General features: G+C 66.4%; 13 protein-coding genes and 1 pseudogene. 6 read left to right on the forward strand and 8 right to left on the reverse strand.

The window, feature by feature from the left end:
* Both V8683_RS09030 and V8683_RS09035 read right to left on the reverse strand, forming a co-directional pair.
* Nucleotides 1–625, reverse strand: a 625-nt coding sequence (locus tag V8683_RS09030) for an aromatic amino acid lyase (protein WP_462880622.1), incomplete at its 3' end; no start/stop codon positions are given.
* A gap of 106 nt (nt 626–731) precedes the next feature.
* Complete coding sequence (locus tag V8683_RS09035; protein ID WP_411189124.1) at nt 732–1,646, reverse strand: LysR substrate-binding domain-containing protein; 915 nt, start codon at nt 1,644–1,646, stop codon at nt 732–734.
* A gap of 111 nt (nt 1,647–1,757) precedes the next feature.
* On the opposite strand from V8683_RS09035, the gene V8683_RS09040 reads away from it, so the two are divergent.
* Nucleotides 1,758–2,663, forward strand: a complete 906-nt coding sequence (locus V8683_RS09040; RefSeq protein WP_411189123.1) for an NAD-dependent epimerase/dehydratase family protein — start codon at nt 1,758–1,760, stop codon at nt 2,661–2,663.
* A gap of 117 nt (nt 2,664–2,780) precedes the next feature.
* Nucleotides 2,781–2,963, forward strand: a complete 183-nt coding sequence (locus tag V8683_RS09045) for a hypothetical protein (RefSeq protein WP_027797668.1) — start codon at nt 2,781–2,783, stop codon at nt 2,961–2,963.
* A gap of 139 nt (nt 2,964–3,102) precedes the next feature.
* Here the strand turns inward: V8683_RS09045 and V8683_RS09050 are convergent, their stop codons facing one another.
* The 3 genes from V8683_RS09050 to V8683_RS09060 form a co-directional block, all read right to left on the reverse strand.
* Nucleotides 3,103–3,432, reverse strand: a complete 330-nt coding sequence (locus V8683_RS09050; protein WP_411189122.1) for an SRPBCC family protein — start codon at nt 3,430–3,432, stop codon at nt 3,103–3,105.
* 8 nt (nt 3,433–3,440) lie between these two features.
* Nucleotides 3,441–3,884, reverse strand: a complete 444-nt coding sequence (locus V8683_RS09055; protein ID WP_411189121.1) for an ArsR/SmtB family transcription factor — start codon at nt 3,882–3,884, stop codon at nt 3,441–3,443.
* A gap of 162 nt (nt 3,885–4,046) precedes the next feature.
* Complete coding sequence (locus V8683_RS09060; RefSeq protein WP_411189120.1) at nt 4,047–5,438, reverse strand: NCS2 family permease; 1,392 nt, start codon at nt 5,436–5,438, stop codon at nt 4,047–4,049.
* A gap of 522 nt (nt 5,439–5,960) precedes the next feature.
* On the opposite strand from V8683_RS09060, the gene V8683_RS09065 reads away from it, so the two are divergent.
* Both V8683_RS09065 and V8683_RS09070 read left to right on the forward strand, forming a co-directional pair.
* Nucleotides 5,961–6,953, forward strand: coding sequence for a PRC-barrel domain-containing protein (locus tag V8683_RS09065; protein WP_411189119.1), 993 nt, complete (start codon nt 5,961–5,963; stop codon nt 6,951–6,953).
* Complete coding sequence (locus tag V8683_RS09070; protein ID WP_411189118.1) at nt 6,950–8,215, forward strand: MFS transporter; 1,266 nt, start codon at nt 6,950–6,952, stop codon at nt 8,213–8,215. Before V8683_RS09065 ends, V8683_RS09070 begins: the two co-directional genes overlap by 4 nt.
* Nucleotides 8,216–8,324: 109 nt before the next feature.
* On the opposite strand, the gene V8683_RS09075 is transcribed toward V8683_RS09070, so the two are convergent.
* From V8683_RS09075 to V8683_RS09085, 3 genes are all read right to left on the reverse strand, one after another.
* Entirely contained in the window at nt 8,325–8,798 is a 474-nt protein-coding gene (locus V8683_RS09075; protein ID WP_411189117.1) for a DUF3331 domain-containing protein, read from the reverse strand.
* Between the two features lie 103 nt (nt 8,799–8,901).
* Nucleotides 8,902–9,093 carry a hypothetical protein gene (locus V8683_RS09080; RefSeq protein WP_462880623.1) on the reverse strand — a complete coding sequence of 64 codons (192 nt, stop codon included), beginning with the start codon at nt 9,091–9,093 and terminating at the stop codon, nt 8,902–8,904.
* Nucleotides 9,094–9,540: 447 nt separating this feature from the next.
* On the reverse strand, nt 9,541–10,434 hold the full coding sequence (locus V8683_RS09085; RefSeq protein ID WP_411189116.1) for a LysR family transcriptional regulator ArgP: 894 nt from the start codon (nt 10,432–10,434) through the stop codon (nt 9,541–9,543).
* A gap of 115 nt (nt 10,435–10,549) precedes the next feature.
* Between V8683_RS09085 and V8683_RS09090 the strand changes: the two genes are divergently transcribed.
* Together V8683_RS09090 and V8683_RS09095 are read left to right on the forward strand one after the other, a co-directional pair.
* A complete protein-coding gene (locus tag V8683_RS09090) occupies nt 10,550–11,167 on the forward strand; it encodes a LysE/ArgO family amino acid transporter (RefSeq protein WP_411189115.1) in 618 nt (205 codons plus the stop codon).
* 42 nt (nt 11,168–11,209) lie between these two features.
* Nucleotides 11,210–11,887 (forward strand): annotated as a pseudogene (locus V8683_RS09095) (ferritin-like domain-containing protein); the annotation flags it as partial.
* Between the last annotated feature and the right edge of the window lie 22 nt (nt 11,888–11,909).

Below are 11,909 nucleotides of genomic sequence, written 5' to 3' on the forward strand. Positions count from 1 at the left end.
TCGCGAAGAGGTTGTAGAGCGCGAGCGCCGCGGAGGCCTGCGTGCCGTTCAGGAGTGCGAGACCTTCCTTGGCCTGCAGCGTGAGCGGTTTGAGGCCGACGGCAGCAAGCCCCGCTTCGGCGCTGGCGCGCTCGCCGCGAATGAACACCTCGCCGATGCCGAGCAGGACGGCCGACATATGCGCGAGCGGCGCGAGGTCGCCCGAGGCGCCCACGGAGCCCTTGACGGGAATCACCGGCAGCACGTCGGCGTTGAAGAGCGCGATGAGCGCATCCATCACCTCGCGGCGGATGCCCGAGTGGCCGCGTCCGAGGCTCGACAGCTTGAGCGCCATCAGGAGGCGTACGACCGGGCGCGCCATCGGCTCGCCCACGCCCACGGCGTGCGAGAGCACGAGATTGCGTTGCAGCAGTTCGAGCTGGTCGGTCGGAATGTGGGTGCTCGCGAGGCGGCCGAAGCCGGTATTGATGCCGTAGGCGGGCTCGCCCTTCGCGGCGATGTCGGCAACAGCTTGCGCGCACGCGTCGATGGCGGCAAAGCTTGCCGGATCGAGTTCGAGTTTCACTGCCTCGCGCGCGATCTGGCGCAATTGGGGCAGGGTCAGGTGGCCGGGCGTGAGTCGCATTGTCGAATCCTGTCTATACAAGTGCACTGAAGTCTAGCCTGGTCAGCTTGTATAGACAACAGATTCCGCATGTCGCCGCCCCGGTACACGCCACGAGGCGGCGCCCCTACAGCTCCAGCCGGCTCCCGATGAATGTGAGAAAGCACTGCACGCGGGCCGCCAGCGCCTCGCTGCGGTAGTAGACGGCGTGGATCGGCTGACGCTCGTCGGCCAGCGCGTCGTCGAGCACGGTCACGAGCCGGTTGTCGCGGCGGTCGGCGGCGGTCATGAAGTCGGCGAGACAGGCAATGCCGGCGCCGGCGAGCGCCAGTTGGCGAATCGTCTCCCCGCTCGACGCCGAAAGCGACGGCTCGATCGGCAGGTATGGCGTTGCGGCATTCTCTCCGCCCTCGTCCGTGCGCGCCCCCCTCAAAGGCCAGCGGTTCAGATGCGCGGGCGCCGTGAAGCCGATCAAACGGCGCTCGCGCAGAGTCTGCGCATCGTGCGGCGTGCCGTGCGCGGCAAGATACGCAGGACTCGCGACGAGCCGCAGCCGGCTCGTACCCAGCGCGCGCGCATGCAGTGTCGAATCCTGCAGCGCGCCGATGCGGATCGCCACATCCACGCGCTGCTCCAGCAGATCGACGATGCGCTCGTTGTTGGTCAGTTCGAGCTGGATCGCGGGATAGCGCGCGGCGAACCCGGCCACGTGCGGCACGATGCAATGGAGCATGAACGGTGTGGCCGCGTCGACGCGCAAACGCCCCGAAGGCGCCTCGCGATGTCGCGCGACGGCCTCCTCCGCGTCCTCCATCGCCGTGAGGATCGCGCGGGCACGCTCGAGAAACAACTCGCCCTCCCCGGTCAGTTGTAGCCGCCGCGTGGTGCGCAGGATCAGCGCGACGCCCAGTTGTTTTTCGAGCCGCGTGAGCGCGCGGCTCACGCCGGAGACGGTCTGCTGGAGCTTCTCGGCGGCGGCGGTGATCGACCCCGCATCGATCACGGTGACGAATACGAGCAGTTCGTCGGTGGACGTCTTCATTGTTGATCCGCAGTCAAGATTCATTTGAGCCTAACACGGTTTGTGCGTGCGGCCGCACGGCGGATACTCGCCGTCATCGACCTCTCATCCACCTCTCAGCAGGAGCAAACCATGAAGATTTTCGTAACGGGCGCGGGTGGTTTTATCGGCGGATCGGTCGCGGCGCATCTCGCGCGTACGGGCCATACGGTACGCGGCCTCGTGCGCCGGCCCGAGCAGTTCGCCGACCTCGAAAAGCTCGACATCGAACCGGTGGCGGGCGATCTCGACGATCGCGACCGGCTGATGACCGAAGCGCGCGCCGCCGACGCCGTCATCAACGCCGCGAGCAGCGATCATCGCGGCGCGGTGGAAGCGCTGCTCGACGCGCTCGAAGATTCGAGCAAAGTGTTGCTGCATACGAGCGGTTCGAGCATCGTCGGCGACGCCTCGGGCGGCGAGCCGACCGAGCGCATCTACCGCGAAGACGCCCTGCCCGAGCCGACCGCCGACAAGGCGCCGCGCGTGGCCATCGATCGTCTGGTGCTGGCGGGCGCGGCACGCGGCATCCGCAGCGCGGTGCTCTGCAATACGCTGATCTACGGCGGGGGCGTCGTGCCGGGCGCGGCCAGCGTGCAGTTGCCGCGCCTCGTCCGCCAGGCCCAAAAGAGCGGTGTCATGCGTCACGTGGGGCGCGGCGCGAACCTCTGGTCGAATGTTCATATCGACGACGTTGCCGAACTCTACCGGCTCGCACTCGAAAAAACGCCTGCAGGCACGTTCTATTTCGTCGAAAGCGGCGAGGCCGCGTTCCGCGACATGACCGCGGCGCTCGCCGAAGTCATGAAGCTCGGCGAACCGCAGGACTGGCCGCTCGAAGCGGCGATCGAGGAATGGGGCTACGAGATGGCCTCGTACAGTCTCGGCTCGAACAGCCGCGTACGCGGCGGACGCGCCCACACATTGCTAGGCTGGCAACCGCGTCGCAGCTCGGTCACGGAGTGGATCCGCACGGAGATGGACATGGCGCAAAAATAAGCGCTGCAGACCACATTGCTGTTGCGTATCCGTAAGGTCGGTTCGCTAGAATCCGGCGAATTGAATTGTCCAATTTGTCAGGACTGCCGCCTCTTCGCCCGCGTTACGGATACGCCGATGTTCCTCGCGCTGAACTTCTACTGGCTGACCAATCTGCTCGCCATCTTGTTCATCGTCGCGTGTCTTTACGATAAGCGCTACGACGAATATGGCACGCTGACGCTCGCCGCCGGCGCCATGGGACTCATCGTCATGGCGATCGAGGTCCTGCTGCGGCCAGCTTTCGACATGGCGCTCTAGGCGCGCCGAGGCGTGAAGGCGTGTTCGTCCGCGAGCAGCGTCTTGCGTGCCGCAAGTCGTTCGTCCTGCGAAACGATCTTGTGCGCATCCATCGTTGTGCCCTCCTTTGCGTTTCGTGAGCAACGCTGCTCGCGCCGGATCAGCGAAACCGCTCCACCAGATGATCGAGCGCGCCGGACCAGCCGCCTTCATGCGCGTCGCGCGCGACTTCGTCGAAGAAGCGCTCGTGTTTGAGCGTGAGCTCCGTCGCGTGACCGTCCTCGCGCAGCATCACGGTCACGCGCGATTCGCGCTCGGGCGTACTGCGCCACACCCACGTGAAAACGAGCCGCGCGTCGGGCACCACCTCCAGATACGTCCCGCTCACGTCGTGCTGCTCGCCATCCGGCGCGCGCATGATGACGCGAAAGCGGCCGCCTTCGCGCACGTCGGCTTCGGCGTGGAGGCAGACGTGGTCGTTCGGATACATCCACTGCATCAGTTGCGACGGCTGCGTCCATGCCGCGTAGACCTTCGCGGGGCTCGCGTTGATACGCCGCCGGAGAGTGAGACCGGGACTGCTGGAGAAACCGGATTCGGGGCTGGCCGGCATGCGTCCTCCTCGACGAACGCCGCGAGGCGATCGAGTTGTTCGTTCCAGAAGCATTGGTAGCGCATCAGCCACTGCATCGCTTCTTCCATCGGCGCGGCCGCAAGGCGGCACGCCACCGTGCGCCCCGTTTTCTCGCGCGTGACGAGACCCGCTTCGACCAGAACGTCGAGATGTTTCATCACGGCGGGCAGCGACATCGCGAACGGCTGCGCCAGGGTGCTTACGGAGAGCTCGCGCTGCTGCGAAAGGCGCGCGAGCAACGCGCGCCGCGTGGGGTCGGAAAGCGCGGCAAAGGTGCGGTTCAACGCGTCGTCTTCATGCTTAACCATGCGGTTAAGCATAGGAAACGAATGAGGGAAGTCAAGCGCGAGCGGCACAAAAAGCCGCACGGCCCGCGCCGCCGTAACGCGACGCGGGCCGTGCAGCCGGCCGGGCGGGCCGCCGGGTCCGCCTGGCCGAAAGGCCGGGCCATTACCGTGTCAGCGCACGGATCAGATGGCCCAGCCGCCCAGGTAGAACGTGGCCAGCACCACCGCGATCGCCACGGTCCCCACGTTCAGCTTGCGATACTCGCCGCTCACGATGCGGCCGATCACGAGCGTGCAGAAGCCCAGCATGATGCCCGTGACGATGTTCGCGGTCAGCACGATGAACACGGCGCAGACGAGGCCCGACATCGCGTCGACCATATCGGCCATGTCGAGGCGCGAGACGCTCGAAAGCATCATGAGGCCCACGTACATCAGTGCCGGAGCCGTCGCATACGAGGGCACGAGGCCCGCGAGCGGCGCGAAGAACATCACCGCGAGGAACAGCACGCCCACCACGGCTGCGGCGAGACCCGTCTTCGCCCCTGCCGAAACGCCCACCGCCGATTCGATGTAGGCCGCCGCCGGCGCGCCGCCGAAGAAGCCCGAAAAGATCGACGAAAGGGAGTCGGCCGTGAGCGCGCGGCCGCCGTTGATGATGCGGCCGTTCTCGTCGAGCTGGCCGGCCTGGCCCGCCACGGCGCGGATCGTGCCGGTGGCGTCGAACACGGCCGTCATCACGAGGGCAAGCACGCTGGGCAGCACGGCGAGCGAGAGCGCGCCCTTGATGTCCATTGCGCCGATCAGCGAGGCATGGCCCGGCGCGGAAAGCGTCGGCCAGGCGAACACGCCGTGGAAGCTCACCTCGGGATCGAGCACGAAACCGAGCGCTGAGATCGCGACGATGACGATCAGGATCGAGCCCGGCACGCGGCGGCGCACGAGACCGAAGATCGCGGCGAGCCCCGCCACCGAGAGAATCGCCGGCAGCGACGTGATGTGGCCGAGAGTGACGGGCAGGCCCGCACCCGGGTTCTTCACGACGAGACCGACGTCGTTCGCGGCGATCAGCAACAGGAAGAGGCCGATGCCGATGCCTGTGCCGTGCGCGATGCCGTGCGGCAGGTTGCGCAGGATCCACGAGCGCACGCCCGTCACCGAGATGCCGGTGAAGACGAGGCCCATGAGGAACACGGCGCCGAGCGCGACTTCGGGCTTCATGCCCTTGCCGAGCACGAGACCGAACGCGGTGAACGCGGTGAGCGAGATCGCGCAGCCGATGGCGATGGGCAGGCGCGCCCACAGGCCCATCAGCAGCGAACCGAACGCCGTGGTCAGACACACGGCGACGAACACCGCGCTCGTGTCGAAGCCCGCCTTGCCGAGCATGCCCGGCACGACGAACACGGAATAGACCATCGCGAGGAAGGTCGTGACGCCCGCAATCCCCTCCTGGCGCAGCGAGCTGCCGCGCGAGGAAATGTCGAAGTAGCGGTCGAGGAAGCCGGTCGTGCCGATCGGCTCGACCTGGGCGCCGGCCGTCTCGGCGAGCGGCGTGGCCTGGGGTTCCATCATGGTGAGTGCCTCCTTTATCAGCGTGCTGAAACGCAGCCCTTGCCGGGTCCGTCGTCAGGTTCGTCTCGATTGGAATAAGTCGTGTCGGCGCGATGCGCGAGCCGCCGGCACACTCGAAGCAAAAATGCCGGTGACGGCTTTGTCTCCGAATCCACCGCGTGTGGGCGCGGCGATTCACATCGTTTTGACATCTTTTTTTGCTGGATCGAAGGTTAGGCGAACACAATCCAGGCTCCCATCGCGGGAATCGCATTCAGGACATGCCACGATCCTTATATTTGAGATGACAGGGTGCTGCGGGCGGGGCGCCCCCGCGTATACACCAGGCCGCACCAGACTCGCGCCGGGTCACCCCGCCCCTCGCTCACCGGCCTGGAAATCCCGCCCGCACCGGGCCGCGTTGCCGGCCGCAATGCTCAATTGCACGGGATGCGGACCCGCGCGGGTTAAACTCTCACGCACCCGACCCGGTTTTCCCCGCCGCGCGCCAAGGGCGCCGGCCGCTTCAAGGAGTTCCCGTTGATGAGAGGCGGTTTCGCACGTCCCGTTGCAGCCCTCCCGTACGCCCTGCCCCTGCTGGTCCTGCTCATGCTCTCGGGCTGCAGTCTGTTCCGCCCCGCCGCGCCGCCCCCCGAGCCTGAAGCCCCCGTTGCGGCAAGCGAGCCCGAAGCGCCCGCGAGCGAACCCGAAGAAGCGTCGGCACCCGAAGCGGCGAGCGTGCCCGAGGAAACCGCCGAGGCGAAACCTACGCAGAGGAAGCCGCACCCCGCGCCGATCCGGCGCCGCCGCCCGGCCCCGCCGCCGCCCGCTCCGGCCAGCGCGCCGGTGGCGAGCGGGCCCGCACCGATCGTCTCCCTGCGCACGATCGAGCGCGGCAGCTTCCGCACGCTGCTCGACAGTGCCGTCCAGAAAACCGACGGCAAGGTGGTCGGCCGCGCGGTCGACCTCGTGACCGGCCCCGACGGCAAGCCCACGGAAGTGGTCGTGAACCTGCAAGGCTTCATGGGCGTGGGCGACCGCAAGGCCGTCTTCCCGTGGAGCGTCGTGCGCGTGAACACGCAGCCGACCTCCCCCGCCATCACGCTCGCGCTGGGACCGGGCCAGCAGCCCGTACCGGAGCGGCCCCGCTCGGGTACCGGGGCCGGCGTCACGCCGCCCGCCGCGGGCGAGCCGAGTCCGACGCGCCTGCCGATGCTCGACGCGACCGTCGAACGCACCAACGGCGCCAAGGTCGGCCGCGTGGTGGACGTGCTCCTCGACGGCAGCGCGGATCCGCTCGCCATCGTGCTCGACGTAAGCGGCACGCTGGAAAAACGTCATACGATCGCGGCCGAATGGTCGGCGCTGCACTTCGTCACGAAGAACAACGAGCTGACCGCCCAGCTCGATATGAGCGACCAGCAGGTGGAAGCCTCGCCCGAATACGAGAACGGCCAGCCCGTGCGCGCGGTGACCCCCGCTGCGCCGCCCGCGCCCGCCGCCGCCTCTGCGGCTTCCGCGCACGGTGCCAAATGACGGGCGGCACGCTGCGCACGATGGCCAGCACGCGAAGTCTGCGAGCGCTCGACTGGCTGAACTTCTTCGTCGCGAACGTGCAGACGGGCTTCGGGCCGTTCATCGCGTCCTATCTTGCATCGCACAAATGGACCCAGGGCGAGATCGGCCTCGCGCTCTCGGTGGGCACGGTCAGCGCAATGGTGAGCCAGGTGCCGGGCGGCGCCGCCGTCGATGCCTTGCGCAACAAGAAGGCCGCGGCCGCCTGGGCGATCGTCGCGATCATCCTTTCGGCAACGCTGCTCGCCGTCAGCCCGACGGTCATTCCGGTGATGGCGGCCGAGGTCTTCCACGGCTTCGCGAGCTGCATGCTCACGCCGGCCATGGCCGCGCTCGCGCTCATGCTGGTGGGCCGCCAGAACCTCGGCGACCGGCTTGGACGCAACGCCCGCTGGGCGTCGATCGGCAGCGCGGTGGCGGCCGGCCTCATGGGCCTGTGCGGCGAGTACGTCTCGCCGCGCGCCGTGTTCTGGCTGACCGCGGCGCTTGCCCTGCCCGCGCTCGTCGCGCTGGCGATGATCGAGTACGACCGTCGGGGCCCCGGCGCGAACCTGGCCGCATCCGGCGCGCGCAAGCCCGCTGCCCCGCCCGCCGGCGAGCCGCGCGAGACCATCCTCGACCTGCTGCGCGACAAGCGCATGCTGGCGTTCGCGGCCTGCGTCGTGCTGTTCCACCTCTCGAACGCCGCGATGCTGAACCTCGCCGCCGGCGAAGTCACGGCCGGCATGGGCGACAACGTCCAGCTCGTGATTGCGGCGTGCATCATCGTGCCGCAAGCCATCGTCGCGCTGATGTCGCCGTGGGTGGGCCGCACCGCCCAGCGCTGGGGCCGCCGGCCGGTGCTGATCCTCGGCTTTTCGGCGCTGCCGGTGCGGGCGCTGCTGTTCGCGGCGGTGGGCAACCCGTACTTCCTCGTGCCGGTGCAGATGCTCGACGGGCTTTCCGCGGCCGTGTTCGGCGTGATGCTGCCGCTCATCGCCGCCGACGTGGCCGGCGGCAAGGGGCGCTACAACCTCTGTATCGGGCTCTTCGGGCTCTCGGCGGGGATCGGCGCGACGCTCTCGACGGCTGTGGCCGGCTTTGTCGCCGATCACTTCGGCAATACGGTGAGCTTCATGGGTCTCGCTGCCGCAGGCGCCCTCGCCGTGCTGCTGGTCTGGCTCGCCATGCCGGAGACGCGCGACGCGATGGAAGAAGAAAAGGCCGGCGACGTGGCCGTCTGAGCGCCGGCGCGCCCCGGACGCCGCGGACATCCACGCAAAAACGGGCACCGGCCCGAACCTCAAGGTTCAGGCCGGTGCCCGTTCTGCATGAAAAACCCTGTTAGACGACCTACGCTGCCAGCGCCTCGTCCAGACGCGCCGCAACCACGCTGCTCGGCAGGTTGTCGATCTTGCTGGCGAGGATCATCGCGTCGGCATTGGCCGGGCGATGGCGGCGATTGGGACTTGGCCGGAACACCGCGTCGCCGCGGCGGATCTTCTCACCGGTCAGCGCGCAAACCGAACTGCGCCTTGCCGTGCACACGCGCCAAAGCTGGTCGGAATAGCGGCCGTAAGTGGCGTCGCTCCAGCAGACCGTAATGCTTTCCGGATCATGACGCCGGATCAAGGTAATGCCCTGCGCATCCCACGAACGCACGGTAGCGCGGCGCCGATTGGCCGCCTCCGAAGCACCGCGTGTGATGGGTACCGGTCTGCAGCTCCTGCTGCTCTCCAGCTCGCCCGCCAGAAGCAAGGGCTCACTAGCCGCGGACAGAAGACTGACGGTTTGTTGCCAGACGCTGCCGGTATCTAATTTCGTCATAATGCACCTCGTGCACGCGGAAACGATTCAAATATGCCGGTCGAATAAGCACTCTGCCACGTCGGGATTATAGCGTGTCCATCTCGTAATCCACAGGAAAAACTCAATTTTCACACGATAATCCGAAACGCAAAACAATGAGACGGCCAAGCTTACAATCCGACTGAGTCGATACACCAATAGTTTCTTTACTTTCCGCAACTTTTTTGCCGATTTGACGATCTTTGTCATTGCCGGCACGGAAAAAATAACCGGCAAATCCGCTTGAAGTCCCGTGGCAGAAGGACTGCCCCATCAGCCAAACAGGTCTGCACCCGCTGCGGCCCGTTGACGCATATCAATACAGCACAGGCATCCGCAGGTACTCCTGCGTCACACGACCTCACCTGCATATTCGCGCCGAATGATGACCGATCAATGAAACGCAATAGTATGCGGGAGCGTCCCGGAGGGCGGATTTCACGTATCAAACATCAGTGGAAACCGCATGCAATTGCCGTGTGGCAGGAAACGCGAAGCTTACAACAAAGCCATTTGAGAGCGCGCTCTATTTCACGAGGGATTAATTCATCGTGAATGATTCTTTTCGCGTTTTACGATGTGCAATTGCGGATCGATTGCACCGAAATGGCGAACCGTCCTTGCCGAAATAGTTCGACGATTGGACGGCTGCATACAAAAATCCGTTTGCCCTTAAGTCTGTACGAAACATTACATCCTGAAGCGGGCACTCGCTCCGGCTTCAGTCGAGGAATTCCGCGGACCGTCGGCGCAGCATGGCGCCAAAGTCGTCGAGCCAGCCAATCGACAGACGCCAGCTCTGCCAGTACAGGTCGACATCGAGCGCGCGTCCGGGCGTGAGCTCGACCATCTCGCCGCGCGCGAGATGCGAGGCAATCATGCGCTCGGGGCACATGCCCCACCCGAGACCGGAGAGGCAGCAGCGCAGAAAGCCGGCAACGTGCGGAATCCAGTGCAGCGGCGCGTCGACCTGAGCGCGCGTGATACGCCGGATGAAGCGCTTTTGCAGTTGATCCTTCGGATTGAACTCGATGCACGGCGCGCGCCTTAGCGACTCGCGCGTCACGCCCTGCGCGAAATAACGCTCGAAAAACGCCGGCGAGCACACGGCAAGATAACGCATGCGCCCAAGGCGCGTCGAACGGCAGCCCTGCACCGGCTCCGCCTGCGTCGTGACCGCGCCTTGCACGCTGCCGTCGCGGATACGCTGCGCGGTATGGTCCTGGTCGTCGATCACGAGGTCGAGCAGAATGTCGCGCTCCACGCAGAACGGCGCAACGGCATCGATGAACCAGGTGCCCACGCTGTCGTCGTTGACGGCGACACGCAGCGTGGGCCTCGCGCTTTCGAGTGCGCCCGTGAAGGTCGGCATCGCGCCGCCCAGCTCCGCCTCGAGCAACTGCACGCGTTCGGTATGGCGGCACAGCAGTGCGCCGGAGGCCGTCGCGACGCACGGCTGCCCGCGCTTCACGAGCACCGTGCCCACGCGCTCCTCCAGCAGCTTCACGCGCTGCGAGACCGCGGAGGGTGTGACATTGAGCGCGCCGGCCGCGCGGTCGAACGAGCCGTGCCGCACCACCGCGGCCAGCGCGTCGAGCAACGCATAGTCGAGCATTAGCGTTCCTTAATCGGGTTTAAGAAAATCAGCTTCTCTTATGTCGCTGACGAACGCAGACTAGCGCCTCTTCCCCTGTCATGCAATCGGTCGCTCGCCGACCTCGGGTCTCAACATGAACTGGCTCGCTTTTTCCCATGGCGCGGCGCTCTGCGCCTCGCTGATCGTCACCATCGGCGCGCAGAACGCCTTCGTACTGCGCCAGGGCATTCTGCGCGCGCACGTCGCCAAGATCGTTGTGCTCTGCACGCTCTCCGACTTCGTCCTGATCGCCGCGGGCGTAGGGGGCGCCTCGGCGCTCGTCGAGCGCTATCCCACCTTCGTCCATTTCGTGCTCTATGCGGGCCTCGCGTGGCTCGTCTGGTTCGGCATCGGCGCGCTGCGGCGCGCGGTGCGCCCCGGGCACGCGGTGCTCGACCCGACGGCGGCCGCGGCCTCGCCCGAGCAACGTGCGTGGCCCATCGTGCTCATGACGCTCGCCTTCACGTGGCTCAATCCGCACGTCTATCTGGACACCTTCTTGCTGATCGGCACCGCAGGCGCCCGCGAGCCCGTGGGCGGACGGCTCGCGTTCGCGCTGGGCGCCATGAGCGTGAGCGCCATCTGGTTCGTCGGGCTCGGCTATGGAGCGCGCGCGCTCGCTCCGCTCTTTCGCCGCGCCGGCGCGTGGCGCGTGCTGGACGGCGCCATCGGCGGCATGGTGCTGTTGATCGCTTTTGCCCAGTTGCGTTGATCGTTACGTCAATAGTCGCGTTGATCGTTACGCGAATTGCGCCGATTGCCAGGCTACCGCGCCACGCTTCGGCCGCGCGACGGCGGCGACATGCGCGACACCCTCGCGCTCAACGCGTGGGAGGAGAGCCGCCACAAGGAAGTGCTGTCGCGCATGGTGGCCGCCCACGGCATCGGGCTTGCCAGCGAGCCGCCCTATGTCTGGCCGCGCGATGCGGAGTGGGCGTATCTGGTGACGGGCTACAGCGAGTGCGTCGACAGCTTCTTCGCCTTCGGCCTCTTCGAAGTGGCGCGACGCTCCGGGCTCGTTCCGCCCGAACTGATCGACACGTTCGACCCCGTGATGCAGGAAGAATGCCGGCACATCCTGCTGTTCGCGAACTGGGTGGCGTGGCACCGCGCGCGCCTCTCGTGGTGGCGGCGGATCCACTTCGAACTCAAGGTGGCGGCCGTGTGGGCCTTCCTCGGCTGGGAGCGCATTGGCCTTGCGCGCACCCTGGATGCCGAAGGCAACGTGCAAAGCCAGGACAATAACTTCACCGTGAACGGTGCGCAGTCGATGACCGATGTCAACATCGGTATGCCTGAACTCATGCGCCTGTGCCTGAGCGAGAACGACCGGCGCTTTGCCGGTTACGACGCGCGGCTCTTGCGCCCCGAAACGATGCCGAAGCTAATGCGCTTCGCACTGCGATTCATGCGCGACAAGAAAAAGCAGTAGTCCGAAGTCCGGCGCATTTGGG

This window comes from Paraburkholderia sp. AV2, from assembly GCF_054968425.1.

What these genes read in the sequence shown, in the direction of transcription:
- V8683_RS09035 (WP_411189124.1), bottom strand. Translation starts at nt 1,646, where the DNA reads ATGAAGACGTCCACCGACGAACTGCTCGTATTCGTCACCGTGATCGAT.
- V8683_RS09040 (WP_411189123.1), top strand. Translation starts at nt 1,758, where the DNA reads ATGAAGATTTTCGTAACGGGCGCGGGTGGTTTTATCGGCGGATCGGTC.
- V8683_RS09045 (WP_027797668.1), top strand. Translation starts at nt 2,781, where the DNA reads ATGTTCCTCGCGCTGAACTTCTACTGGCTGACCAATCTGCTCGCCATC.
- V8683_RS09050 (WP_411189122.1), bottom strand. Translation starts at nt 3,432, where the DNA reads ATGTATCCGAACGACCACGTCTGCCTCCACGCCGAAGCCGACGTGCGC.
- V8683_RS09055 (WP_411189121.1), bottom strand. Translation starts at nt 3,884, where the DNA reads ATGGTTAAGCATGAAGACGACGCGTTGAACCGCACCTTTGCCGCGCTT.
- V8683_RS09060 (WP_411189120.1), bottom strand. Translation starts at nt 5,438, where the DNA reads ATGATGGAACCCCAGGCCACGCCGCTCGCCGAGACGGCCGGCGCCCAG.
- V8683_RS09065 (WP_411189119.1), top strand. Translation starts at nt 5,961, where the DNA reads ATGAGAGGCGGTTTCGCACGTCCCGTTGCAGCCCTCCCGTACGCCCTG.
- V8683_RS09070 (WP_411189118.1), top strand. Translation starts at nt 6,950, where the DNA reads ATGACGGGCGGCACGCTGCGCACGATGGCCAGCACGCGAAGTCTGCGA.
- V8683_RS09075 (WP_411189117.1), bottom strand. Translation starts at nt 8,798, where the DNA reads ATGACGAAATTAGATACCGGCAGCGTCTGGCAACAAACCGTCAGTCTT.
- V8683_RS09080 (WP_462880623.1), bottom strand. Translation starts at nt 9,093, where the DNA reads ATGGGGCAGTCCTTCTGCCACGGGACTTCAAGCGGATTTGCCGGTTAT.
- V8683_RS09085 (WP_411189116.1), bottom strand. Translation starts at nt 10,434, where the DNA reads ATGCTCGACTATGCGTTGCTCGACGCGCTGGCCGCGGTGGTGCGGCAC.
- V8683_RS09090 (WP_411189115.1), top strand. Translation starts at nt 10,550, where the DNA reads ATGAACTGGCTCGCTTTTTCCCATGGCGCGGCGCTCTGCGCCTCGCTG.